This window comes from Acidobacteriota bacterium, from assembly GCA_016713675.1.
In the GTDB taxonomy this organism is placed as follows: Bacteria; Acidobacteriota; Blastocatellia; order Pyrinomonadales; family Pyrinomonadaceae; genus OLB17.
Genome location: JADJOS010000001.1, coordinates 1,855,819 through 1,881,227, shown reverse-complemented (window position 1 = coordinate 1,881,227; position 25,409 = coordinate 1,855,819). Strand labels below are relative to the sequence as shown.

The following is a 25,409-nucleotide window of genomic DNA, read 5'->3' as shown; positions in this document are numbered from 1 at the left end:
AACACCTACTGCATTGCAGGAGTATCATCGCCAAGAAGTACGCTGTCACCGACCAAGACTCCATCGCCGACAAGAACCCCATCACCGACAAGAACCCCATCACCGACTAAGACTCCGTCGCCGACTAAAACTCCATCAGCTACCAAGACCCCATCACCGACTAAGACTCCGTCGCCGACCAAAACTCCATCACCTACTAGTACCCCGTAAGAAAGGTACGTTGTTCCTGCCCCAAATGGCTGGCCATTGCTTGTTGTAACGTTGCGATTAACGGCAAGGCCTGTCGTGAAATACGAGCCGGTGTTGAGGGTGAAATTGCCGGAGGCAAAATTGACGCCGGTGCCGATCAGGTTCTCGCGTTTGTACACGGTCTGGAACTGCGACACGAGGTTTGCGCCTGAGATCGAGGTGTATTTGCCGATCACGTGCTGCGCCCATGACGAGGTGTTGCCACCGATCGTGGTCGTGGTAGTGGGCATTGCCCAGCCGGTCGGGACCGTTGATGTGCCCTTTGCGAGCATCTGAAAATCAACGCCCGTCTTGAGCGAACGTGCCAGACGCACTGCGCCTTCCATGTTGAGCTGGCCTGCTCCCTGCTCGAAGGTGTTGGCACCTGCGATCGGGGTGGCGGTGTACTGCATGATCATGCGGACCATGTTCGGCGTCAGGTTCGGGTTGACCTGCAGGAGCAGGGCAGCCGCACCGGCGACGAGCGGTGCCGACATCGAAGTTCCGCTCATGTACATCATCGAGTCGTTTCCGTTGGTCGAGTCGAGATTGAGCATCGGATTGTCGGTCGACATTTTGTTGCTCGCCGATTTGTAGGAAACGAGCCTGTTTCCGGCCGAAACGATGTCCGGTTTGATCAGATTGTCGTAAACGGTCGTGCCGTTCGACGTGCGATAAAAGCTGCGTGTCGGGCCGCGTGAGCTGTAGCTCGCCATCGTGTCGTCTGCGCGTGTTGTGGTTCCGAACGAATTGCTCGCACCGACGGTGATCGCGTAGGGGCTGTTGCCCGGGCTGTGGATCTGGCCGTACATTTTCTGACCCAACGCGTTCTTGCCGAGGTTGCCGGCAGCGGCGATGACGACGATACCTGCTTGGGCCAAAGCTTTGACCTTGAGGCAGACAGGATCGTTCGTGTACGAATCGATCGCAGTCGTGCCGAGGCTGAGATTAACGACCTTGATGTTGTAGGTCGTGCGATTGTTGAGGATCCACTGGAGTCCGTTAAGCAACGCGGAAGTGCTGCCCGTGCCGGTGTTGCTGAGCACCTTGACGCTGATGATATCGGCCTTTTTCGCGATACCTTTGTATGCACCGCTATTTTTGGAGGAATCGCCGACTGCAAGACCGGCAACGTGCGTTCCGTGTCCAAAACCGTCAACGGTATCTGTGAGATTAGAATTTGTGAAGTTTACGTTGGCAACGATACGGTCTTTGAAACCGTTGTGCGATGCCATTATGCCTGAATCGACAACCGCGACTCCGATACCGTCGCCGTCCAAGTTGTACGATGCCCGCCCATTGAGCGCAGGCTGCGAACGCATGAGCGAAACGCCTGTCGTCTCTTCGACGTGACCCGTGATGGTCGTCGGGCGATCGGGCGAAACGTAGTTCATGAGGCCGCTCGTCGAAAGCGAGCTGAGAGCTGAAAGCGGCAGATTGACGACGAGCGTCTCGCTGTCACCGATGCGATCGGTGATGCGTGCCTGGCCGCCGGCGAGCAGCGAGCGAAGCGCCGCACTGTCAGCATTCTTTGCCTGGAGGATCACGTCAACGCGTTTGTTGCCGCTCGGGTCCTGCTCCATCATCTCGCGAAGGTCGGGCGAAACGTTGTCGCCGCGATATTCGGTCGAGATCGAGCTGTCGTTCTGTGCGACGGCAGCACCGGTTCGGCCGGCGACGAGGATGCCTTCGAAAAATCCTGCAACTTCTGAGTTGGCGGTCACATTCTCTTCGTATGCAACAGCCGAGCTGCTGCCGATGATGGCGATCTTGCCGTCGCGGATAGCGTTGAAGAATTCTTCGGTGGCCGATTTTGCACCGACGAAATTGGACATTTCGTCAACGAAAAGGATAACACGGCCTTTCGAAGCGATGGCTTCGGCAACGATCGAATCGACGATCTGTGCGGCCTCGGCCATTGAACGCGTGTTTGAGAAAAGATTGGCGGTATCGACCTTGACGATCGACTTTCCGGCGAGGCCTTCGGGTGCGGTGCCTTTGGCAACGCGAAGTGCAGCCTGTTCGACGATCAAGTTCTGGATCTCGGCGTCCTCATTGACGACGACCGGCTGACGAAGACCACCCTCGGCTAACACTTTGAGAAGCTGAATCGTCTCGTTCTCATAGCTCAGGTTTTCACGCAATCTGCCTTCACGGCCCAGCTGCGTCAAATCGGTGGTATATTTCGCCATTGCCGTGGTGCTCGCTACGACATTAATTGTGTCGTTGCGAACCGCTCCAACGGCGAACGCATTTGTGAACAGGATCGATACAACGATCGCGAGGCTGGCGATCTGCTGTATCATTCCTTTCTTTATTCCTATCGTTTTCATAACTGTCGGCTCCTTTCTGGGGCTAAATTCAGCGGCACAAACACACGTGCTTTCGACGCTCTTATTACAAGCCCTGTGCCATACAGCTAAATGAAGAAATAATGAGAGTTATCGTGGTGCGGCTAAATTTCGGTGTGACCGAATTCGGTCAGGTTGAATGAGTGAATCGGTCAAAATGAAAGGTCATACAGCAACTTGTCTTTGGATAATGGTCTTAGGACGCTGCGACAGTTCTAAAACGGCTTGCGACAGTGATTTGACCTACCTGCGACAATGTTTATACCCGCCTGCCACAATTATTTTGGCATCAGCGACAATGCCTTTTTGCCCAACTGCCCGAAACCGGACCGACACGCCGCCACAGTTTGGATCAACGGCCACGACCGCGACAGAATTACGGCGAGCACGACCGAAACCGCCGAATCCATCGAAATATCCGTTCCCGCGATCGTCAAAATACACAGCCGAATCCAGGGCGACGCTCATTTGTATCATTCGCCGAACATCTATAAACTTTGTCAATAAAAACTGCGGTGTCTGACACCGCGAACTTGCTTTGGGGCTTCGCTTAGCCACGCCATTTATGGCGTGGTGTCGTTGGTCAATTCAGCTCAGCCGGTTCACGGGCTTTTTCAAATTGATATGAATCTGACCACGCCGTAAACGGCATGGCTCAGCCGGTACAAGATCAAACAAAATTCTTGACATGATGTTGCATTTATGATACATTGGTTCATATCTAAATATCTTGGAGATGTGTGAAGCGTGATACGTAGAAATTGGGTCGAGTTTTTGGGGAAGCCGAATCGCGTGGACAGGAGTGCTCTGCATGTGACGTTGAACCGGAAGGGGATCTTTCTGATAAACAAGGCGGCGTTCGAGGCGTTGGGCGAGCCCGAGGCGGTGAAGCTGTTTCATGACGAACGAAACAATGCGGTCGGGATCATCAAGTGCGAAGTGGGCCCCGAAAACGCATTTCCGGTGAAACAAAAGGACAAATACAGCAACCGCGTGATCTGTGCGAGCCCGGCGTGCCGCGATTTTGGCATCCGCGCCGAAAAGACGATCGCTTTCAACGGCATCGAATTTGACCACGACGGCGTAATGTCTCTCGACCTGGACAAGGCGACGGTTATAGGAAGATAGGGAGAAGGGGAGATCTTCTAAACTCCCCTCCTTGGAAAAGGAGGGGAGTTTTAACGAACCACCCCGTCAGCCGAAGCGGCTGCCACCCCTCCTTTCCCAAGGAGGGGAGCTTTACCTGAACTACTTGACCTCAAAGGTGCGGATGGCGGCGGCTAGGTCGCGGGCTAGTTGGAGGCGTTGTTCGCTTAGCGACCTTCGCTCTTTTTCCATTTCCTCGAGGCGTGTTTCCTGGTCGTTGGCTTTGGCGATGTAGCGGGCGATCAGGGTTTTGGCCTCGGGTGTTTTGGACAGGGCCTCGATGTTTTCGCGGAGGCGTTTTTGGTCGTCCTCGATCTTTTCGACCTCGTCGTCAAAGCCGTTGAGTTTGGCTTCGATCTGGGCAGACTGTGATCGAATATCGATGATCTTTTCGAGGCGGACACGCGTTTCGTCGTTGATGTAGCCCTTGGTAAAGAACGTCTGCAGATCGACGCGGTTCAATTGTGCGAGCTGGTACGATTCCATCAGCGGCTGGCGGACGGATATCTTTATCTTTTTGTCCTCGAGCGGGCCGAGTTCGACGCGGAAACGGTAGTATTTCTGCGTCGAATAATCGGGTTTCGGTGAATCGTCTGAGAGCTGCCAACCGTCGCGGATCGGGTATTCGATGTACATCACTTTGGCTCGTCCGGTCTGATTTGTGATCTCATAGGTCCGCTGGTCCGTGCGGAAATAGTGCACCTGAAGCACGCCGTCGACCGCCTTTATCAACCTCGCCGGTTCGCTGTCGCCTTCGTTGCGGACCTTGACGTGCGTGCCGAGGTCGAGGGCGAAAGAGATCAGACGCTGTTCTTTTGGCTTGAGGCGTTCCATCAAGGCCTCGCCGGCATAGGCGTTGCCGTCGATGACGGTCATGCTGCCGGCCTCGAGGGTCAGCTTGGTACCGTTTTTGAGCAGGACGCCGCTGAACGGCCTATCGGGCCGAACCGCCTGGTTGTAAACCGAGACGCGTTCGCCCTCCATCTTGGTCTGGACGATCGGGATGAGCGCCGAGCGGTTTCGCTCGACCGTTACGGGCTGCTCGATATTGTATTGGAAAAGGTCGCCGATCTCGCCGCCGGTCGCGGCGGTTTGGATCCCGGAATTTCCGCCCGTTAGAACATCACTTACTTTGATCTCGCTTTTGGCACTGCTGAAATTCGACTCCAGAGAACCTGTCCTGAAATTGGTAACCTCCTGACCGTCAATAACATACACATTCTCCGATCCGCTCGCACCATCGATCTGGAACCCGCCGGTTCTTCCCGGCAGGGATTTTACTTGTTTCGAGGCAACTGTACTTGTTACTTGCGAGCTTGACGTCTCAACCGTCGTTTCACCGCTTCCGCTTCCGCTCCCGCTTTCCGGTTCATAGATCTGCGGCTCGAGCTGTAGATCGCTCGGTGTCGGGACGACGGGGCGATAGCGGTAGAACGGTTTCTGCAGGTTTTGGATGAACGAGATCGGCGAGCCCGAGACGAGCGACATCTGGACGCTCTGCCAGTCCTCTTCGCTGACGTTATCGACGATCGCCCAGCCCTGGAAGAACGGCTGTCCGGCTTCGTCGAGCACGACGCGATAGGTCGTTTTCCAGATCGGAGCGGCGATGGTGTAGCTGACGACCATCTCACGCTGGCCGCTTCCCTGCGATGTGACGGTGATCGTTTTGGCGTCGAGACGGCGGGCAGATGCGGCGGCGTTCGCAAATTCGTTTATGTCCTTGCGTGTGCCGTCGTCGAGCATTTTTACGCTGCGGACATCACGCAGGTCAAAGCTCGTTATCTCGCCGCTCTCGCTGGCGATGACGAGAATGGTCGTTGTCTGAGTCTCTTTTTCGACGGTGATCTGTTTGCGTTCGAGCGTCAATATCGAACCTGAGGCTGTGCCTTTGGTCGAGGTGACGAGCACCTTGGCTCCCTGCAGTTGGGCGAGGACCGAAGCGACACCGCCGGCGCTCGTCGAAACGGGATCGACCGAGAACGGTATCTCGGACATCCGCGACGATATCGGAGCCGACGAATTGTAGCTGACCGCTCCGATCTTGCCCTGGCCGAGATCGAGAACGATCATCGATTTGAGGACATCATCGACCTGCGATTGTTTGAACGACAGATTGACCTCGGCATTGCCCGAAACGATGCCGCGGCGTTCGATATACGCAACGCCGTTTGAATAGAGAATAACGCGGCGGATCGGCAGCGTATTGACCGCCGAATTTATCGGAGCCGAGCTCGCGGGCAGGACCGAATTTGCCGCCCGACGAGCCCCGCGGACCTGCGCTTGGGCCGAGATCGAGCATACGAATAGTAACAGCACAATAATTTGCTTTTTCATTGGGACTTATTTCCTTGTGTTTTGAAAGATAGTTTGGTGTCGCTAACTGACTGATGCGGCAAGACGCTGTATTGGTTGCATTTTACGGAATTTAGATCAGCGACGCCGGAGGTGTCGTAGGTTTATAGAAACACCGAACAAATGAAAAAGGTACGGCCCTTATGGGGCCGTACCGATTTGAGCGTGGCTTGTTTCTATGAACATTCGATCCCGCCGGGATCGAGATCAAACGTTCAGAATATCAACGAGTTCCTGAACGGCGGCGGCACTCTTGTGCAGGGCCGTGCGTTCGTCGTTGGTCAGGCTGATCTCGATGATCTGTTCGATGCCGTTCTTGCCGAGCTTGACGGGAACGCCGACGAAGAGATTGCTGACGCCATATTCGCCTTCGAGGAAGACGGCACAGGGCAGGATCTTTTTCTTGTCCTTAAGGATCGCTTCGGTCATCTCGACCGCTCCGAGCGACGGTGCGTAGTATGCACTGCCGGTCTTGAGCAGGCCGACGATCTCGGCTCCGCCGTTGGCGGTGCGGGTGATGATCGCGTCGAGTTTATCCTTGGGGATCAATTCGGTGATCGGGATACCGGCGACCGTCGAATATCGCGGCAGCGGGACCATCGTGTCGCCGTGTCCGCCGAGCACGAAGCAGGTGACATTTTCGACCGAGACATCGAGTTCCTCAGCGACAAAGCAGCGCATACGTGCGCTGTCGAGCACGCCGGCCATTCCCATGACGCGGTTCTTCGGGAAGCCCGAGCGGCGGAATGCGACCTGTGCCATCGCGTCGAGCGGATTCGAAACGACGATGATGATCGAATTGGGCGAATATTTGGCGACCTGATCGGTGACCTGTCCGACGATGTCGGAGTTCGTTTTGAGTAGATCGTCGCGGCTCATGCCCGGTTTACGCGGCAAACCGGCAGTGATGATGACCACATCAGAGTTTGCCGTTTCCTCGTAACTATTTGCACCGACCAGCTTTACGTCAAAGCCGTCGATCGGTGCGGCCTGGGCGAGATCGAGGCATTTGCCCTGCGGCGTTCCCTCGACGATATCCACCAAAACCACGTCCGCCAATTCCTTAGCGGCGATCCAATGAGCAGCCGTCGCACCGACATTACCGGCACCGACAACCGTAACCTTATTTCTTCCTGCAGCCATTATTTTCCTCTCTTTATATAGTTATCTACTGAATACGTGTGTTATTAAAAGATATATTCTATTATTCGTCATAGGTTCCCGCAAATTCATTGAATCAATTATGAAGATCAAACAAATCCGAACTCTATTGGCGTGTATCTTGATCGCGGCAACGCTGGCCGCGAGCGGTTTTGGGCAAGCTTCGCCATCGTCTTTTTCAGGTAAACGGCTGAAGCGCATCATCGTCCGTAACGCGATGGTCGTGGACGGCAGCGGCAAGCCGGCGGCTGGGCCGCTCGATATTACGGTCGAGAATGATGTGATCACGCGAATCGCGGGTTCGCCGGCCGTGCGGCCGACCGCGGCTGCGTCGCTTCCGGACGAACTTATTATAGACGCGACGGGCAAATACGTTTTGCCCGGGCTTATCAACCTGCACGGGCACACTCAAGACGAGCGTGCCGGCAAGCCGATGCCGGTCGAGTATGTGACGAAGATGTGGCTCGCGTGCGGCATTACGACGGTGCGTGACGCCTGGGCGAACCCGAAAATTCTTGGATATCGCGATCAGATCGCGGCGGGAACGCTCGTCGGGCCGCGTTTGTTTCCGTATGGCGGTTTTCCGGCGGCGAATCTGAATACAGCGGAACAGGTGCGCGCACGAGTTCGGGATCTCAAGGCCGCAGGCTATGACGGCATCAAGCTCTACACAATGGACCGCGACCTGATGGCGGCGATGATGGACGAAGCAAAAAAGCAAGGCATGCGCGTGATGCACCACGTCGGTGTCGAAGAGACCAACGCCTGGGACGACATCAAAGGCGGGACGACCTCTATAGAGCATTGGTACGGCATCCCGGACGCTGCGATCGCGAGCGGGCGGCAAAATTTCCCTTCGACATACAATTACAACAACGAGGTCGACCGTTTCCGCTATGCCGGACGTTTATGGCGCGAGGCAGATCCGGCAAAGCTCGATAAGGTGCTCGACGCGATGGTCGCGGCAAATGTCGCTTGGGACCCGACGCTTGTCATCTACGAAGCGTCGCGGGACCTGCAGCGGGCACAGACCAATCCGGCGTTCGCCGAATATCTGCATCCTGTTTTAGAAGAATATTTCAAACCAAATCCGGACAATCACGGTTCGTATTTTATCGGCTGGTCTTCGACCGACGAGACGTTTTGGAAGGAAAACTACCGCATCTGGATGAAGGCGGTCTATGACTTCGAAATGAAAGGCGGCCTGATCGGCACCGGCGAGGACGCAGGATTTATTTATCAGATGTACGGTTTCGGCCTCATACGCGAGCTCGAACTGCATCAGGAAGCAGGCTTTCATCCATTAAAAGTAATTCAGCACGCTACATCAAATGGCGCTAAGATACTGGGCAAAGAAGACACCATCGGGCGAATTCGTGTCGGCTACAAAGCCGATCTGATCGTCGTTAACGGCAATCCGCTCGAGAATTTCAAGGTGCTTTCGCCCCTCGGCACCGAGGAGATCGTAAATGGCAAAGCCGTAAAAACCGGCGGCATCGAATGGACGATCACGAACGGCGTTCCATATCACGCACCTACGCTGGCGGCGGAGATCCGCAAAATGGTCGCCGATGCTCGGCGCACAAAATAGAAAAAGCCCGATGCGCTCTCCCCTTCGCATCGGGCTTTTTCAGGTATGGCCGACGGTTCTCGCCAACGACCAAACTTTTAATACTTTTTCAATAATCGAGCACAGGCAGCACGACCTCTTTTTTCAACTCAATCTCAAATTCCCGGTCTTTAGCTATCCGCATCTCTTTGCCCTTTCGTAAGAGCAAAACACCTGTTCCTGTTCCGGCACCGATCCCAGCGCCGATCAACGCTCCTTTGCCCGACATTGCCGCGGCACCGATCAATGCACCCGTTGCCGTTCCGCCGATCAAGCTCAGTGCGTTCAGCGTCGATGACGATTCGGTTCGGATCTTTGTGATCAGCACTCCGTCGATCTCACGCTTGGCGTCTTTCGACAACCTGAGCCATTCGAAAACGATGTCGAGCTTGCCGTTCTTTCCGCCGCTTTTTGCTCGGGAAACCGCTATCACTCGGCCCTCGATCTCGGTCCCGGCGGGCAGGATCACTGTTTCGCGATCGATCACCGACTTTGCCACGAATGCCTTAAACGTATCGTTAACGCTCGAGACCTTAGAACTAAGCTCGGTCTCGAGTTTGACCGTGATCCGCGTTCCGGCGGGCAGACGGTAGATCGAATCGACCTGGGCGTTTGCGATCACAAAATTTGCAAAGATCAAGAGCAGCAAACCTGCCGTTTTGCTTACAGCCGCGAAGACGTTCATTTAAGACCTCCATCTCCGGCGAGCGTAAACGCTGCCCACACGAAGTCGAATTGCAATGCCTGTGCCACTTACGCGGCAAAAACGGAAATGGGCAAAAGTGCCCGTTTTCCGAGTATTTTGTTTCTCAAACGACTATGATGCGGGAAATGCGAAAACGGTTTGGTGGAGCAAGTATACGAAATAGGTTGGGGGGCAGGGGCAGGGGCAGACCGGACTCTGACTGCTACTGCTACTTGCGGCCGCCGCTTTCCTACTGAAGTATCGGGTGTCCGCCGCCCTGGCTGTGGTCGGCGGTTTCGCTGTAGCGTCGGCGGTCGTTGTGATATAGCACGAGGTGCTCGCCTTCGTAACGGACGACCTCGGAGATGCGCTGGAAATCCTTAGTATGCTCGGCGATCATGAACGCACACGGATTTAGTGCGACAACAATGCCCGATGCGTAAATATAGCCGCCCTTATCGTAGATCGTTCCCGCATATTGGGCAGACGCGATCGCAATGTCGGGCGAGTAATTGTTCTCGAAGTTCTTTGTTCTGTCAGCTTTACCGATATAGATCGTGTAATCTGAGTAGTTCAAACGCTTTCGATATTTGTTCTTGCGGGCGATCACGAATAGATCGCTGAGGCCCTGGTCGATGGCATTCAGAACGGCCTTCGAAGGCTGTTTTAAGGCATAGACGTTCGCACCCATCGGCGAACGTGTCGAAATGGTAAATTTGTCCCCCGATATCCGCTCTGCTTCGTTAAAGACCGTGCGGTTCTGCCCGTCCGCGATCTGTGCGAAGCCGAAAACGAACACCGCGATAAGTCCAACAGTTGATATTAATGTTCTTGATCTCATGATTGTCACCCAACCCTTTACAAGCAACTATGATACCAAACGAAAAATGAGGAAACCGTGTTCCTCATCACATAGCAAAGATATGGTGGTACTGGGGACGGGAATCGAACCCGTACGTCCCTAAGGACACAGGATTTTAAGTCCTGGGCGTCTACCAATTCCGCCACCCCAGCACGTTTTTAGAGATTAACACGCGCGAACGTTGGTTGTCAGTCGACAGTGGTCAGTTGTTAGTTCCTGATCTAAGATCTTTTGCTTTTTCTATTCGAATTTTGCCTTTTGACTTAAGTAATCGTGTATATTGAGAGTGTCTGGTATCGACGGGGAACGTATGGATCAATTGGCTTGGATATTGTGGCTGGTGTTGGGCGTTGTGCTGATCATCGCCGAGATATTTACGCTCGGGTTCGTGTTGCTGTGGTTTGGGCTCGGAGCTCTGGGTGCGGCGGCGGCCGGATATCTCGGATTTGGTTTCGGCGTACAGTTTTTGGTCTTTGCGATCGTATCTGTCGCCCTTACGGCGATGTCAAGAACGATATTTGCCAACTATTTGCCGCACGGATCGGACGAAGTGAAATACGGCGTCGATTCTCTTCCCGGAAAGGTCGGAACCGTCACGATAGCGAGCAGCGGAGCCTTGAATGAAAGCGCGGTCAAGGTCTACGGTTCGATCTGGACGGCGTATCCGGCCGACGGCCAAACGCATCTGATCGAGGGAGAAAAGGTCGAGGTCGTGGAGGTAAAAGGTTCGTCGATCTATGTTCGACGCGTAACTAACGAACTTCCCGGCTGGCGCGAAGAATAGTCATTCCCACGAACGCCCTTTGTAATCGTCGTTGTCGTAGTCGCCATCTTTGTCGATGTCAAAATGGTCGCCTTTCTGAGCCTTTAGGTAATCGATCTCAAATTTCGACCCGCCGATCTTACCCAATGTCACTAATTGAGCTCGATTGCACTCCATTTCCTCATCGACCATTACCTTGAATGCGGCCTTTTTATCGCTCATCAGATGGGCGTCGCCAAACTTCTTGCCGGAGTCCTTGTATTTCTTGATGTGAGTCGCTTCGTGAACGAGTACGCTTGTCAGCCATTCGAGCTATGCGTCAAAGGTCTGTTTGCCGATGTCGATCGTCATTATCTGCTCGTTAAAATTTGCACCGCTGGCCGGCCAGGCACGAATGATGCCAATGTAGGTCTGGATCAGCTTCAGATCTTCAGGCGATCTGTTTTTCAGAAGCGTAAGAGCGGCCGTTATCTTGGCGATAAATGCCTTGTCTTCGATGACCTTGGCGTTGGTCTGGATCACGATCCCTTCGACCTTGAGCGGTGCCGGAGCGTTCGTTGCGGGAACGGGTCTTACCTTGACAACTGTCTGTGCCGAGAGATGAGCAACGAAGCCGAAAACAACCAACGCAACGAGAAATACAGACTTCATAAAACCTAATATCTCCTTTTCCGTGCGGTTGGATGCAGATATTAGCTGAAAGGTTCAAATTATTTCAGCGGTATCTTCGTCGTCAGCGAGGTCCTGGTCTGCGGTGTCGTGGATGCCGCCGAGGTCGATGAGTTCGAGTTTGACATCGTCGCCGACAGGCTCGGGCAGAGCGTCGCCGGTAAATTTGGCAAGGATAACGGTGATGTTGTCTTCGCCGCCGTTTTCGTTGGCTTCGCGGATGAGCTCGACGCAGGCGTTTTCGAGCGAATCAAAATTTTCGAGCACGATCTGCTGCATGCTGGCCGCACTGACCTTGTTCGAAAGCCCGTCGCTGCAGAGCAGAAAGACATCGTTCTGATGCGGAGCAACTCGAGCTGAAACCGGATATATCTCGTTTTGGGCACCGAGTGCCTGCAGGATCACGTTTTTTAGTGTATGTGTCTCGGCCTCTTCGGCAGAGATCTGATTGGCGTCGATCAGCTGTTGGACGAGCGATTGGTCCTTGGTGACCTGATAGATCTTGCCGTTCCGCACCAGATATGCACGGCTGTCGCCAACCTGTATTATGTCGGCTGCCGCGGGCGTAACTCCGAGTCCCGTAAATGTCGCGCCCATTCCCTGATATTGCGGGTCGGTACGTCCTTGATTGTGGATCAGATAATTTGCGTTGACAGTAGCGTCGTAGAGCTTGGCGATCAAATGATGGTCATACGCCTCAGGCACAAGCGTTTCGTCGATGTCCTGTCCGAGCAGGCGTTCGCTGACGGTCTCGACCGCCATCGTGCTCGCAACTTCGCCCGCGAGGGCTCCGCCCATTCCGTCCGAAACAGCCATCACCACGCCGTTATCATCGACCTCAAAACGCTGCGATTCGATGACAAATTCGTTGTCATCCTGATCGCCCGTCCAGCGTTTGCCGCCCGAAATATTCAACAAGAGGTAATTGTCCTCGTTGCCTTTTCTGACGCGGCCGATGTGCGAGGTCGCATGTGTTTCAACAATAAACATTCTTTTTCAGTTTCGAGTTCTGAGTTCTAAGTTCCGAGTTAAAAATTATCACGAATTCCAAAAACTCGGAACTCGAAACTTCGAACTCGGCGCTTACGCTAACGCTTGATCGAGATCGGCGATTATGTCCTCAACGTCTTCGATACCGACAGACACGCGAACCAGGCCGTCGGTGATACCGAGGGCGTCGCGTTTTTCGGCCGGAACAGACGCGTGCGTCATCGATGCCGGATGCGAGATCAAACTCTCAACGCCGCCCAAACTCTCGCCCAAAGTACACAACTTGACGCCTTCTAAAACTTTTTTTGCGTTAGCAAGCGAACCGGTCTCAAACGCGACCATTCCGCCGAATCCTGACTGCTGCCGCTTTGCGAGCTCATGCTGCGGATGCGAAACGAGTCCGGGATAATAGACCTTTTCGATACGCGGATGCTCCGCCAAGAAATTGGCAACGATTCGGCCGTTCTTGTCGTGGGCCTCCATACGGACTGCGAGCGTCTTAGTACCGCGCAAGACAAGGAAAGAATCGAATGGCGACAAGATCGCTCCGATCCCATTCTGTACAAAACCGATCCATTCGGCATCTTTCTCATCATTGAGAGCAACAAAACCGCCGACGCTGTCAGAGTGGCCGTTGAGATATTTGGTCGTCGAATGCACGACGATGTCGCACCCGAATTCCATCGGCCGCTGAAAATACGGCGACATGAAGGTGTTGTCGCAGACGACCTTGGCACCGTTTGCGTGGGCGAGATCGGAGACGGCTCGCAGATCCGTGACCGACATCACAGGGTTTGTCGGCGTTTCGACAAAGACCATTTTCGTGTTCGGTTTGAAAGCCCGTTCGAGATTCGAAATGTCCGTCGTGTCGGCGAGGTCGAATTCGACGCCGTAATTGACCAGGATCTTGCTGAACAGACGAAAAGTGCCGCCATAGGTGTTGTCGCCGAGGATCACGTGTTCGCCGGCTTTTACAAGCTTGAGGACCGTGTCGATCGCCGACATTCCGGAGGCGAAGGCAAAGCCGAATCTGGCACCTTCGAGAGCGGCGATGTTGCGTTCAAGTGCAGAGCGCGTCGGATTTTGCGTCCGGGCGTATTCGTAGCCGCCGGTCGGCTTTCCGAGAGCCTCTTGCTTGTATGTTGATGTTTGGTAGATCGGAACGCTGACGGCTCCGGTCACCGGATCCGGTTCGTTGCCCGCGTGGATGGCGACAGTCGAAAAACCCATAAATTTATTGCGTCCGCAACCGTTTACGAACGGCCGTCTGCAGCAGCGTCAAGCTAACAAAATGCTTAGTTTAACGAGCATTTATGGTAACTTGACGGTGTGAAAATTGCAATGATGTGCACCACAATTGGATCTACCTTATGCAACTGAATATTGCATAATATCCGGTTATACGCGTATAATTGTCTCGATCACAGGTCCGTCAAAATTAGCTGGAAGGCCTTTACGGATAATAAGTGAACCGGTTCGAATTATGGATATTAATCAGCTAGAAGTACTCGTCACGGTCGCCGGCGAAAGGAGTTTTTCGCGTGCCGCTGAGGTATTGAACCGAACGCAGCCGGCGATCAGCCAGTCTATACGGCGGCTCGAAAAGGAGATCGGTGAAACGCTGTTCGATCGTTCGTCAAAGGACGGCACGCTGACCTTTGCCGGCGAGGTCCTGCTCGATCACGCAAAGCAGATGCTAAACCTGCGGCATAATGCCGAAAACGCTCTGCGGGAGATGCGTTCCCTGCAGCAAGGCAAGGTCTCGATCAGTGCAAATGAGCATACCGTTTTCTTTCTGCTGCCGGTCATTGAGGAATTTCACGCCAAGCATCCGCTGATCAAGGTCGAGGTCCAACGCGGGGTCGCGAGCCGAATTCCCAAGCAGATCACTGCCCGCGAGGTCGAATTGGGCGTGATCTCGTTCTCGCCGAACGACGAGAGTTTACATTCCGTTCCGGTCTTCACGGACGAACTCGTACTCGTAGTTTCGCCGAAACACAGGCTCGCAGGCAGCGGGAGCGTGTCGATCAAAGATCTCGGCACGGAGGCATTCATCGCCCACAACGCGGTGTCGCCATATCGGCGTCAAGTGATCGAATCGTTTGAGAAGCACAAGACAGAGCTTCACATCGTCGTCGAATTGCCGTCGCTCGAAGCGATCAAACGCTTGGTCGAACGCGGTGTCGGTATCGCACTTGTTCCGCGATTGACGGCCCAGAGCGAGATCGCCGCCGGATCGCTGGCCGCCCTCTCGGTCAGCGAAATGAGGCTGAACCGCAAACTGAACATCGTTTACCGCCGAAATTCATCGCTGTCACACGCGGCCGAGGCTTTTTTGAAAGCGGCAAAGCAACTTGGCAAGGCGATGGCAAATTAAATCGGGTTCAGGTCAACATTTCCCTGTGTTTTGGCCGGGAATTGGGTTAGAATATTCGGAAAGTTGCAGTTCTGTTCGCAACCTTTGATTCCGTAAACAACATTTCAAAAATCGGTGGATTAAAAATGGCTGAAAATGAACTCGGTGAAGCTCTGTCACCATCTGACCGTCGGGATTCGGATCGAAAGAAGCTCATCGTCGATGTACGCTATGAGGGCGGTGACGGCACTGGCATCGCTAATACGCGGGACATCGGCGTCGGCGGGCTGTATATGACGACCGCCGCTTCGCTCGAAGTAAATACGCAGATCATGATGACCGTCAGCGTTCGTGGGCGAACGATGCGGCTCAACGGCGTTGTCGTCTATACCGATCCGGGCCACGGCGTCGGGGTCCGGTTTAGCAATTTTCTGGACGAAGACCTCAACTTTTTGAAGTACGAGTTGGAATTGGCCTAGTAGGAATAATATTTATGTTCGATCAATTTACGCTCGGTATTGAAGAAGAATTTCAGATAGTCGACCCGGAAACCCGTGAGCTCAAATCGCACGTTTCGGAGATCCTCGAAGAGGGCAAGATGCTGCTCGGTGAAAAGATCAAGCCCGAAATGATCCAATCGATGATCGAGGTCGGCACCGGCGTTTGCGCGAACATACAAGAAGCCCGCGAAGACCTCACGAAGCTGCGCTGCATCATTTCGAGCCTAGCCCGCAAAAAGAACATGGCGATCATCGCCGCTTCGACGCATCCGTTCTCTAAATGGTCCGAGCAAGAGATCTACGACGGCGACCGATACAAACTATTGGTCGACGAATTGCAGATGGTCGCCCGCAGCCTGCTGATCTTTGGATTGCACGTCCATGTCGGGATCCCTGATATGGAAAAGCGCATACAGGTGATGAATGCTGCCCGCTATTTCCTGCCGCACGTTTTGGCGCTGACCACGTCATCGCCGTTTTGGCTCGGATTTAATACCGGCCTCAAATCCTATCGCTCGGAAGTCTTCAAAAAATTCCCGCGAACAGAGATACCCGACACCTTCGAGTCGTACCAGCAATTTCAGGCCTATGTGGATCTGCTGGTCAAGATGAACTGCATTCAGAACGGTTCGAAGATCTGGTGGGACGTGCGTCCGCATCACTTGTTCCCAACGCTTGAATTCCGCATCTGCGACATTCCGACGCGTGTTGATGATACGATCGCGATCGCGGCCCTATTTCAGGCGATCGTGGCGAAATTGATGGTCCTGAATGAGGGTAATATCGGTTTCCGAATCTACCACCGCCGCCTGATCCTCGAAAATAAATGGCGTGCGATCCGCTACGGTCTCGACGGCAACTTACTCGATCTCGGCAAACAAAAAGAGGTGCCGGCAAGGGACCTGATCCGCGAACTGCTTGAGTTTGTCGATGACGTCGTCGACCCGCTCGATTCGCGCAAAGAGATCGAGCATATCCACACGATCCTCGAACGCGGCACTTCGGCTGACGAACAGTTAAGGGTCTACGAAGAGACCGGTGGTGATTTTAATGCGGTTGTCGATATGCTGATGGTAAATACTCTCGAGAATGTGCCCCAAGATTGTTTTTCCTGATAACCTGACCTCTGTGTAAGTACACCTCTGTTATTCCTCTAGATCAGAGAATGGTCTTTGATGCTCAACGTGCGTTCAACGTTGTTAAATTTGTATAGACATTGTTGTTTCGAATGTGTTATTTTGATTGATGTAGCTTGATATTCAAGCTGGATCAATGTCTAACGGCCTCGGCTGGCCGCGACGCGGAAATAACAAAATGAAACGGAACCGCACAACCTCACAATCCGGTGCTTCCATAATGGAGTTGCTGATAGTATTGGCGATCGCCGCCGTGCTTGTTACGGCATCGGTTGCCCTGTTCGGCCGGTCCACCGCAAATATCCAGCGGCAGAATGCTGCCCGCCAATTCAAAAACTACCTTGAACGTGCCCGTTTTGATTCGATCAAACGGCGTGCAAATCTGCCTGCGCAGATGGCCAATATCCAGATCGTCAACGGGAATAGGTTTTCGGTAACTCTGGACCAAAATCAAAACGGAACCCTCGATCTGCCCGCCGAGACAACATTGATCGACCTCGGTTTGAGCGGTTCGACCACCATAGCCGGCAGCAACTTTGCCTGCCCGATCACGATAAGGTTCGACCAGCGTGGACAGATCGATGTCTTTAACGGCGATGGCGTCAATATCACGCCGCTTTTCTATTTCTGCGATACGAGCTGCACCTCAACTACGGTGAGCGCTGCGAACTCGAGTATTATCTACATTTCGCCGACCGGAACTGTCGCGATGATGCGCGGCGGTGAGGTCGTTCCGACATTCGACAATCCGACTGTCACCGTAATTGCGAGCAATACTGCCGTGAATCCGCTGCTCGCGGTTTGGGATCCGCGAAGCATCTACTCATCGACGACGCCGACTCCAACGCCGACTCCGACGCCAACGCCGACTCCAACGCCGACCCCAACCCCAACCCCGACTCCGACACCAACGCCGAATCAGACACCGACACCAACGCCGACGCCTACACCGGCACCGCCGACCTGCCTTTCAGGCCAAGCCGTAACGACACCGTGTCTATGTTTACAGCCGATGTGGCAGCGGTCGAACGGCAAGTGCCGCTAACGTAAGCAGATAGAAAAGAACCCGGATGAAAACGATCATCACATACGAACACGATGACGCCGGCAAGCCCGGCATCAGCCCCGAACGCCGAAATATGTCCGGCGAAGAAGGCTTTTCGCTGATAGAGACCACTTGTGCAATGGTGATCATACTCATCGCGTTGCTTGGCGTCGCATTTTCATTTACATACGCGATCAACTACAACGCCGGCAATCAATCCAGAACGGAGTGCCTTGCCGTACTGCAGCAGGAAGTGGAGCAGATGCGGGCGGCGAAATTTACGCCAAGCGTGACCGATCCCGGCTTGACGGGCGGCGCTAAGCTGCCGCGTACCATTATTTCGTCGACGGGAAAGCGATTTCTGGTAACGGTATCGGTCGACAATGACCCGAACACGGCAGGCATCCAAAGCGACACCGATGTGCCCGTACCGACGATCAAGGAAGTAACGATCTCGGCAAAACTCGAGGCTCCGAGCCCGGGCTGGCAGATCACGGTGCCGTCGACAATAGTGCTCCGCCGAGTGAGGGCTAATTAGGTTATGAAATCAAGATCGTCAAATAAAGGCTTTTCGCTGATCGAACTGATGATCGCCATGACCATCATGCTGGTCCTGCTCGGTATCGTTTCGGTACTGCTCTCGCGGGCATTTAGCGTTCGTCAGCGTGAGAGTCAAAGGACCGATGCGTTGACTTCGGCCCAAGCCGCTCTGAATGTGATCTCCCGTGAGATCGCGAACTCCGGCTTCGGCATCCAGTCCGGCACCAATTCGAGGCTGGCAAGCAACGGTATAATCCCGGCTGATTCGAATTCATCGCGTATCCATTTCCGGGCCAATGTCAACAATTTCGGCCCGATGTCCGGCAGCGGAACTGTCCTGGCGACAGACAACGCGGGCGAGGACATCACCTATTTCTACGATGACGCGAACGATTCGATCGTCAGATACGACCCGAATGACTCGCCGCAAACCTCGGTCGTGGTCAACAGAATAAGTGCAATTACATTCAGATATTTCGACTACTCAGGCACAAATTCGTCGGGAGTTGAGGTCAGCACTCCGACCGAAAATACGGGCCGAGTGAGCATCAGGGTCCTGGTCCAGCTCGATCCGGTACACGGGCAGCCAAATCCGCTCGACGTGCAATTCACCTCGGAGGTAACACTGCGAAATTCGAGTTATATGCTCAATCAATATTGATCAGCGAAAAAGGGTGATATGAACGAAGTAACTATAGAAAAAACGAGATCGCGGGAAGGCGAAAAAGGTGCCGCAATGGTAATGGCACTGTTGGTCTCATTTCTTCTCTTGGCCGCAAGTGCCGGCCTGCTGCTCGAATCTGCGCTCAATACGCAAAACGTGACCGACGCTACCGCTGAACAACAGGCATACAACGCCGCCGAAAGCGGTATCCAATCGGCAGTGAACGTGCTTCGCGGAAATGTGGTGCCAAATCCGCTGCTTGACACATCAAAGGCTGCGACCGACCCGGCAAACAAGATCACATTCGTCAAGGCTCTCAAGCTGTCGTCTTCGAATACATTCGGAGACCCTGCAACGGTTTCAAGACTGTCGCGATGGTTCGATTACGATGACACATGCAGCGATCGAGTCGTTCTGGGTGGCGTTGCATGCAATCGGCAGAATGGTTACGGCTTCGCCGTCGCACTTTCAGATCCCGACAACACAGGCACACGGCTTTCGTTCTCAACGTCAGGACAGCTCTTCGATGCCGACATTGGGGATCCGACACAAAAGACGTACGGCACGGGCATGAATAAAGTGGTGGTCAAATACTATCCGAATGCCGCCGTCGATCTGGATGTCAGCGGGGCACCGGCCAGTACCAATTTCGGCAGATTTGTGCTCACGATAACGGGGACGGGAGCAACGATCCCGGCCTTCAACCGCTTTGAGATCGTTATCCGAATGACGAAACCATATGTCGTCACACGAGTGATTCGCGGCTATATCGAGACGAATTCGACCGGCACGGCAAATCCACCAAAAATTATCTTTGACGCCCAGACCTTTACGATGCAGGGCAGTACGATGACATTAGGTTTTGGCTGGGGACTGCCTGCCAATGTCGCGGTCATGGGTCCGCCTCAGCGTTACGGCTATGAAGCGACATTGAGCACGGGCGACAACGTCATAACCGGAACCGTGGAATCGCCCGAACCGACGCGGATCCTAATAAGATCAACAGGTTTTGGGCCCCGTGGTGCCGTAAAGCGGCTGGAGGCGATCGTTCAAAAGGACTTTTTCAATGGCCTGACCGCCCCGGCGACACTTACGCTTGTAGGGCCGCCGAGTACGACATCGCCGGCGACGACGTTTATGTTCAATCCGGGATCGTCGAACGTGACTGTATATTCCGGTGACGACGTCGTTTCGACCGACATCATTCCGCCGATCGGCACAACGAACAGCAGCAATCTCGACACGGTGGAGTCCTCGGTATCCGGCGAACCTCCGCATCCGTTCAATGGAACCGTTATCGGATCACCGTCGAATGTCGGCAGCGAGATGCCCGATTGGCTCTCAAATCCGACCAACCTCGACGCAACGGTTCGTTCGCTGGCGACGGTCGCTCAGTCGTCCGGCAGATTCTTTCCCAGCGGCGTCAACCCGACGTCATTCGGCAATAACCTTACGGGCCAGGGCATCACCTTTTGCGATGGGAATTGTACTTTCACAGGCAATGGCGGAGGAATAATGGTCGTGACCGGCAAGCTGACGCTCAACGGAAACTTCAGCTTTAACGGCCTGATCATCGTGACCGGGCAGGCCGGAGTTGACCGGTCCGGCGGCGGAAACGGCACTATTCAGGGAAATATCGTGATCTCCCCATATGAAGGCAGCCGAATTCAGGACGGAATAAATCCATCTTCGTCAGCTAATTTTCTTTCGCCTCAATATAATCTGTCCGGCGGCGGTAATTCGACCGTGGTGTACAATTCGCAGACAGTCGCCGGCGGCCTGGTGGCCGTCAGCAACTTTGTCCTCGGCGTCGTCGAAAAGTAAATACTTCCGGTAAAAAATGACGGCCCTGATATCGATCGCAACCGATCAGTGTCAGGGCCACCGCGATTTCTTAATAGATCGACACCGTCAGTGTAAAGGTCGTGGCGGTTTTGCAGTTGTTAAAAATATCGATCCAGTTATCGCCCCGATTGGTCGTGTAGTTTTCGCTTGTTTGCCCATTTCCGAGGACGACACAGCCATTGCGCGAGCTTATATTGGCTGACAAGGTCTGGCCCGCTTGCGCACCGAGCACATACTTTCGCTGACCTCTGCTGCCGATCGTCGAAGAAACGGTCGCCGAGGTGCGCCCGCGTGCAAAACGAATACGCGTTTGTGCCGAAGCGGTCTCAACGTACATCGTCAAGAACATCAGGGACAAAAGCGATAAGGTCAAAAGTTTTTTCATCATTTTCTCCTTTTTGTGTTTTTCTGAGATCTGAAAAATAAATCTCCCTAATTATTCATCGAAATCCTAAAAACGTAAACCGGCAAATGACAAAAGATCACCGCACCGCTCGGCGATGCTAATAGTTGACCAGAATAAAGAACGAGAGAAGTTGGGGCTCTGATTAAAGGGGAAAAGAAGGGTGACGCAGGCCTCGACATTTCTTTTGAAAACTGAGGTGCGTTCGCCTAACGTTGGATGTCTTGCGTTTGATCGTCAGAGCAGATCAGGAATCAGCTCGATGTTCGAGAGCGAGTTTCAGAAAATTCTCGAATAGGATACGGCCGTCGCGGCTTTCGTTCTGGTGTTCCCAGCGGGTCGGATTCTTTGACCAATCTTCGAAGGATTTCTCGAGGTGAAATTGTACGCAGTAGATGAGCTGATCGTCAGTTTTCCTGACCATCATTTGGTTTTTACAGAGGTATGATGTCGCGAGTAATTTGAATCCGCCGGGCACGCCGTCGACCTGGACGCCGTGGTTCTGCCAGACTCGCAGGATATCGTCCTGCGTCGTATAGTCCTGCCAGATGCCCGATCGGTCGTCGTCATTGCCCTCAAAGATCGGGTCGGTCTTGTCAACGATCTTGACGAAACGATATTGATATTCGACAACGCGGTCTGTGCGTTTATCGGCGAGTTCGCGGTCATCGAGCGTCTTGAGCTTTGCTCCAAATGAGATCGCTACCAACTGATGAGCTCCACAGATGGCGAGGATCGGGATCTTTGTCTCTTTCACAAAATCCGCAAAACTCGCAATGTGCTCGGGGTTGTAGTAATCAAAATCGGCGTAGGTGCCGCTCATGACGATCGCATCGGGGCGAAACTTCTCTGCCGCATCAGCGATCTCTGAGAGATGAACGGTCATCGTCTTGGGATTTTGACGAGACGCAGAACATTTTTGCAATATTGTTGCAGGCCATGCCCGAGACAAGGCGTTCGAATTCGAGCCGCTGCTCGGTCGACCCGTTCCAGTCCTTTCGGGCAAGATCGGACAGATCCGAATCGTAACGCAGCAGGTCGTTGACGATCAAGACCTTGGCAAAGTCGATCTTCTTCTCGATCGGCTCGTACCGGCAGAAAGTGCTCTTATTGTACGGGAACGGAAGCTTTTCAGATTCGGTTGCCTTTGCCACTGCATCAAACATAGGTCACTGAGATCGTATTCACATTGCGCCAAACGCGCGCATCACTCGATTATATCATCAATCAACGCTCCGTAAAGGCTGACGAACGCCCCGCACTTGAAATGCGGCTCGTCCGCCTGATCGAGCCGGTTGAGATTGCACAAGATCTCTTCGTCCGGATCGTCCTTTTTTTCGCACATCAAGCACATCCGCGGGACCGGAATTCCCGTCGGGTCGATCTCGTTACCATCGTCGTCGTAATACGGCATCGTCTAACTCCGACGCTGCCTCGTCGCCGTATCGAACTCCGGCATTACATCGCCAGCACCGATCGCGGCGATCTCGGTTCTCATCGCTTTGACCAGTTGATTGCGCGCCCGTTTGCGTGCTTTCTCAGACAATGTTTGCGACTTTTCCTCGGACAATAACAACGCCCGATGCCACGCGGTCTCGAGCTCATCCGCGAGCGGCGAGGTCCTGGTGATGTCGTATGGCAGTGCGAAATCCGTCGATCCGATCCTCGCAAAAATGCGCATGTAACGGGCCGCAGCCAGATCGGGGCAGGCGAATCGGCGCTTACCGACCTTAAGTTCGATTCCGAGAAGTGTGTATTGAATTTCGGCCGCGTTCTCGCGAACGGGCACGTCGATATGGACCGAACGTGTGCGTCCGGGGCGAACCTTGTTTTCGTATATAGCCGGAAGCCACTCGTCGGCAAGGCCTAGCTTGATCTCTGAAATGACGTCCATCGAGCGGTACTACTTTTCGGCCCGGACGATAACTGCAGCCGGCGACTGGGCAAATTTAGAGATCACACTGTCGCCGAAAATGCCGAAGTAAAAAACACCAAGCACAGTGATCACCAATGCCGCGGTCAGCGGTGCCGCCATCTTGGGAGTATGCCAATCGGAGGTGCGGTCCTTGAAAAACATCACAACGATCAGCCGCAGATAGTAGTAAGCAGAAAGGGCCGAGCCGAGAACGGCGACCACGACAAGGATAGTGACCATTGTGTTGCCCGCCTCAAGTGCCGGACGGAAAACGAGGACCTTGCCGATAAATCCGGCCGTCAGCGGCATGCCCAGCAATGAGAGCATGAAAAGCGAGAGCGAAAATGCAAGGACAGGCGATCGGAAACCGATACCATTGTAATCTTCGAACTCGGTCCGGCGGTCGTTCTTTTGCGAGAGAAGCGTGACGATGGCAAACGCTCCGAGGTTCGTCACGGCATACGTCAGCATGTAAAATGCAACTGCGGCAATCGCGGTATCACGCTGTTCGGTGGTCGTTGAGAGGCCTGCACCGACAAATCCGACGAGAGCATATCCTGCGTGAGCGATCGACGAATAGGCGAGCATGCGTTTGACGCTCGACTGCATGATCGCGGCTACATTACCGACGATTATGGTGAGCATCGCGAGGACCGCAACGGTCGTGATCCAGGTCGTGTGCAAATAGCCCGAGACCTGAACACCCGCGACCAACGGAAACCCGAGAACAAAAACACGCATGAAAGATGCAAAGGCAGCCGCCTTTGGCCCGGCGGCCATGAAACCGGTGATCGGCGTCGGGGCACCTTCGTACACGTCCGGCGTCCAGACATGGAAAGGGGCCATCGCGATCTTAAATCCAAATCCGATGATCATCATCGCCGCACCAATTAGAAGAAGTGCGGGAAAGTTCGGATCTGACATTTTTTGCGCGATCGCCGTCAGATTTGTCTCGCCTGTCGCACCATAAGTGAGTGCCATTCCGTATAGCAAAAATGCGGACGCGAACGAACCGAGGATGAAATACTTCATCGCCGATTCGTTGGAACGCAGATCGGCCTTACGCAATCCTGCCATTACATAGGTCGCGATCGAAAGCGTTTCGAGGCCGAGGAAGATAACAACGAGATCATTGCCGGCTGACATCATCATCATGCCGAATGTGGCGAACAGCAGCAGTGCGTGATATTCGCCGGCCGGAACGTCCTCGCGTTCGACCCAAACGGTCGATATCAGCACTGTCATCGCCGAGACAAAGAGGAACACGAACGAGAAGCTTAGCCGCAGATTGTCATGAGCGATCATGCCGCCCCACGCATTTGCCGGTGCCGCACTGCCCCATGACATTGCGAGCATGACGCCCGAGGCAACGAGGCCGAGCAATGCGATCACGCCCGAAACGGCACGCTGCTTCGGAAAATAACTGTCGTAGATCATTACGACGACGCCCGCGATAGCGACGATCATCTCAGGCAGAATGATCGTTAAATTCGCATTCGGCGGAACTAATTCTGATAGAAAAAACGTGTTCATTTTGGTCTCAATATCCCAAGCTAATGTGTCTTGTCATAGCCGGAATATATGTATCTCTTTTCGCCCGCCGTGATCGAAACCTCTAAAGTGTTCTCCCTTGGCGGTATCGGGCAATTGTATTTGTCGCTGCCGTAGGCACAATTCGGATTGTATGCAAGATTAAGATCCAGCGTGACCGTCTTGCCCCTTGGCTCCATAATGTCAATGTACCGTCCGCCGCCGTAAGTATCGGTCCGGTTCGTCGGATCCCTGAACGGCACGAAAAGCAGGTCGGCATATTCCGGAAACTTTGCGAGTGTCTCGGCGTCCGTCTGATAAACGCTCAGACGCTGCTGTTTGCCGCCGATAGCAAATGTCAAAACTCCGTATTTGACGAACTTCTTGGTCGTGCCCGACGACGTCGGCATCTGAAAATATTTCTCATCGGCCGTCCGTTCGAATACCGCAGTTACGCGAAACGCTTTGTCGAACGGATAATTGTTCAGCCCTTTGAACTTCGCAAAATCTTCCGCTTTCAACGGTGATTCGTCTTTATTGCGAAACTCCTTGTCACGCCCGTCGCGAAACGTTTTCAGATCGGTCGTGCCGTAAAACGTCTGTGCGTTTGCACCGGCAAACAGCATCAAGGCCGCAAAACAGATGGCGAACGTTCTTTT

Annotated in this window: 27 protein-coding genes and 1 tRNA gene; 10 read left to right on the top strand and 18 right to left on the bottom strand. The window is 53.8% G+C overall.

Annotated features, from left to right (window positions below; translation table 11 throughout):
• Positions 1-5: 5 nt before the first annotated feature.
• Together IPK01_08720 and IPK01_08715 are read right to left on the bottom strand one after the other, a co-directional pair.
• The gene (locus tag IPK01_08720; GenBank protein ID MBK7933567.1) at positions 6-2,561 is read right to left on the bottom strand and encodes a S8 family serine peptidase; all 2,556 of its coding nucleotides are present in this window, start codon (positions 2,559-2,561) and stop codon (positions 6-8) included.
• Positions 2,562-2,822: 261 nt separating this feature from the next.
• The gene (locus IPK01_08715) at positions 2,823-3,047 is read right to left on the bottom strand and encodes a hypothetical protein (GenBank protein MBK7933566.1); all 225 of its coding nucleotides are present in this window, start codon (positions 3,045-3,047) and stop codon (positions 2,823-2,825) included.
• A 279-nt stretch (positions 3,048-3,326) separates the two neighbouring features.
• Between IPK01_08715 and IPK01_08710 the strand changes: the two genes are divergently transcribed.
• Complete coding sequence (locus IPK01_08710) at positions 3,327-3,707, top strand: hypothetical protein (protein ID MBK7933565.1); 381 nt, start codon at positions 3,327-3,329, stop codon at positions 3,705-3,707.
• Between the two features lie 120 nt (positions 3,708-3,827).
• On the opposite strand, the gene IPK01_08705 is transcribed toward IPK01_08710, so the two are convergent.
• Positions 3,828-6,059 (bottom strand): hypothetical protein, encoded by a 2,232-nt coding sequence (locus IPK01_08705; GenBank protein ID MBK7933564.1) that lies wholly within the window; start codon positions 6,057-6,059, stop codon positions 3,828-3,830.
• A 225-nt stretch (positions 6,060-6,284) separates the two neighbouring features.
• Positions 6,285-7,220, bottom strand: coding sequence for a malate dehydrogenase (mdh, locus tag IPK01_08700; GenBank protein ID MBK7933563.1), 936 nt, complete (start codon positions 7,218-7,220; stop codon positions 6,285-6,287).
• 100 nt (positions 7,221-7,320) lie between these two features.
• Between mdh and IPK01_08695 the strand changes: the two genes are divergently transcribed.
• The gene (locus IPK01_08695) at positions 7,321-8,829 is read left to right on the top strand and encodes an amidohydrolase family protein (protein ID MBK7933562.1); all 1,509 of its coding nucleotides are present in this window, start codon (positions 7,321-7,323) and stop codon (positions 8,827-8,829) included.
• 88 nt (positions 8,830-8,917) lie between these two features.
• Here IPK01_08695 and IPK01_08690 read toward each other — a convergent pair whose 3' ends face one another.
• The 3 genes from IPK01_08690 to IPK01_08680 all read right to left on the bottom strand — a co-directional run bounded on the left by IPK01_08690 (position 8,918) and on the right by IPK01_08680 (position 10,546).
• Complete coding sequence (locus IPK01_08690; protein ID MBK7933561.1) at positions 8,918-9,532, bottom strand: hypothetical protein; 615 nt, start codon at positions 9,530-9,532, stop codon at positions 8,918-8,920.
• Positions 9,533-9,782: 250 nt separating this feature from the next.
• Entirely contained in the window at positions 9,783-10,373 is a 591-nt protein-coding gene (locus tag IPK01_08685) for a hypothetical protein (protein MBK7933560.1), read from the bottom strand.
• A gap of 86 nt (positions 10,374-10,459) precedes the next feature.
• Positions 10,460-10,546: transfer RNA gene (locus IPK01_08680), tRNA-Leu, on the bottom strand.
• 158 nt (positions 10,547-10,704) lie between these two features.
• Here IPK01_08680 and IPK01_08675 point away from each other — a divergent pair.
• On the top strand, positions 10,705-11,178 hold the full coding sequence (locus IPK01_08675; protein ID MBK7933559.1) for an NfeD family protein: 474 nt from the start codon (positions 10,705-10,707) through the stop codon (positions 11,176-11,178).
• On the opposite strand, the gene IPK01_08670 is transcribed toward IPK01_08675, so the two are convergent.
• The 4 genes from IPK01_08670 to IPK01_08655 all read right to left on the bottom strand — a co-directional run bounded on the left by IPK01_08670 (position 11,179) and on the right by IPK01_08655 (position 14,046).
• Positions 11,179-11,379 (bottom strand): hypothetical protein, encoded by a 201-nt coding sequence (locus IPK01_08670; protein MBK7933558.1) that lies wholly within the window; start codon positions 11,377-11,379, stop codon positions 11,179-11,181.
• 90 nt (positions 11,380-11,469) lie between these two features.
• The gene (locus tag IPK01_08665) at positions 11,470-11,808 is read right to left on the bottom strand and encodes a hypothetical protein (GenBank protein MBK7933557.1); all 339 of its coding nucleotides are present in this window, start codon (positions 11,806-11,808) and stop codon (positions 11,470-11,472) included.
• 54 nt (positions 11,809-11,862) lie between these two features.
• On the bottom strand, positions 11,863-12,816 hold the full coding sequence (locus tag IPK01_08660) for a serine/threonine-protein phosphatase (protein MBK7933556.1): 954 nt from the start codon (positions 12,814-12,816) through the stop codon (positions 11,863-11,865).
• 93 nt (positions 12,817-12,909) lie between these two features.
• Positions 12,910-14,046: a cystathionine gamma-synthase gene (locus IPK01_08655; GenBank protein ID MBK7933555.1), complete on the bottom strand. Its 1,137-nt coding sequence runs from the start codon at positions 14,044-14,046 to the stop codon at positions 12,910-12,912.
• 253 nt (positions 14,047-14,299) lie between these two features.
• Between IPK01_08655 and IPK01_08650 the strand changes: the two genes are divergently transcribed.
• From IPK01_08650 to IPK01_08620, 7 genes are all read left to right on the top strand, one after another.
• Positions 14,300-15,193 carry a LysR family transcriptional regulator gene (locus IPK01_08650; protein ID MBK7933554.1) on the top strand — a complete coding sequence of 298 codons (894 nt, stop codon included), beginning with the start codon at positions 14,300-14,302 and terminating at the stop codon, positions 15,191-15,193.
• Positions 15,194-15,318: 125 nt separating this feature from the next.
• Positions 15,319-15,651 (top strand): PilZ domain-containing protein, encoded by a 333-nt coding sequence (locus IPK01_08645; GenBank protein ID MBK7933553.1) that lies wholly within the window; start codon positions 15,319-15,321, stop codon positions 15,649-15,651.
• A gap of 14 nt (positions 15,652-15,665) precedes the next feature.
• On the top strand, positions 15,666-16,787 hold the full coding sequence (locus IPK01_08640; GenBank protein ID MBK7933552.1) for a carboxylate-amine ligase: 1,122 nt from the start codon (positions 15,666-15,668) through the stop codon (positions 16,785-16,787).
• A gap of 199 nt (positions 16,788-16,986) precedes the next feature.
• The gene (locus IPK01_08635) at positions 16,987-17,853 is read left to right on the top strand and encodes a hypothetical protein (GenBank protein ID MBK7933551.1); all 867 of its coding nucleotides are present in this window, start codon (positions 16,987-16,989) and stop codon (positions 17,851-17,853) included.
• Between the two features lie 25 nt (positions 17,854-17,878).
• Positions 17,879-18,391, top strand: coding sequence for a type II secretion system protein (locus tag IPK01_08630; protein ID MBK7933550.1), 513 nt, complete (start codon positions 17,879-17,881; stop codon positions 18,389-18,391).
• A 3-nt stretch (positions 18,392-18,394) separates the two neighbouring features.
• Complete coding sequence (locus IPK01_08625; protein MBK7933549.1) at positions 18,395-19,054, top strand: type II secretion system protein; 660 nt, start codon at positions 18,395-18,397, stop codon at positions 19,052-19,054.
• Between the two features lie 18 nt (positions 19,055-19,072).
• Positions 19,073-20,881 (top strand): hypothetical protein, encoded by a 1,809-nt coding sequence (locus tag IPK01_08620; protein ID MBK7933548.1) that lies wholly within the window; start codon positions 19,073-19,075, stop codon positions 20,879-20,881.
• 70 nt (positions 20,882-20,951) lie between these two features.
• Here IPK01_08620 and IPK01_08615 read toward each other — a convergent pair whose 3' ends face one another.
• The 7 genes from IPK01_08615 to IPK01_08585 form a co-directional block, all read right to left on the bottom strand.
• Positions 20,952-21,287 carry a hypothetical protein gene (locus tag IPK01_08615; protein MBK7933547.1) on the bottom strand — a complete coding sequence of 112 codons (336 nt, stop codon included), beginning with the start codon at positions 21,285-21,287 and terminating at the stop codon, positions 20,952-20,954.
• Between the two features lie 265 nt (positions 21,288-21,552).
• Entirely contained in the window at positions 21,553-22,191 is a 639-nt protein-coding gene (locus IPK01_08610; protein MBK7933546.1) for a gamma-glutamyl-gamma-aminobutyrate hydrolase family protein, read from the bottom strand.
• Entirely contained in the window at positions 22,163-22,471 is a 309-nt protein-coding gene (locus tag IPK01_08605) for a hypothetical protein (GenBank protein ID MBK7933545.1), read from the bottom strand. Before IPK01_08605 ends, IPK01_08610 begins: the two co-directional genes overlap by 29 nt.
• Before the next feature lie 41 nt (positions 22,472-22,512).
• Positions 22,513-22,719, bottom strand: a complete 207-nt coding sequence (locus tag IPK01_08600) for a hypothetical protein (GenBank protein ID MBK7933544.1) — start codon at positions 22,717-22,719, stop codon at positions 22,513-22,515.
• Between the two features lie 3 nt (positions 22,720-22,722).
• Positions 22,723-23,199: a hypothetical protein gene (locus IPK01_08595; protein ID MBK7933543.1), complete on the bottom strand. Its 477-nt coding sequence runs from the start codon at positions 23,197-23,199 to the stop codon at positions 22,723-22,725.
• Between the two features lie 9 nt (positions 23,200-23,208).
• Positions 23,209-24,753 carry an NADH-quinone oxidoreductase subunit N gene (locus tag IPK01_08590; protein MBK7933542.1) on the bottom strand — a complete coding sequence of 515 codons (1,545 nt, stop codon included), beginning with the start codon at positions 24,751-24,753 and terminating at the stop codon, positions 23,209-23,211.
• Positions 24,754-24,773: 20 nt separating this feature from the next.
• Positions 24,774-25,376: a DUF1684 domain-containing protein gene (locus IPK01_08585; protein ID MBK7933541.1), complete on the bottom strand. Its 603-nt coding sequence runs from the start codon at positions 25,374-25,376 to the stop codon at positions 24,774-24,776.
• Positions 25,377-25,409 lie beyond the last annotated feature (33 nt).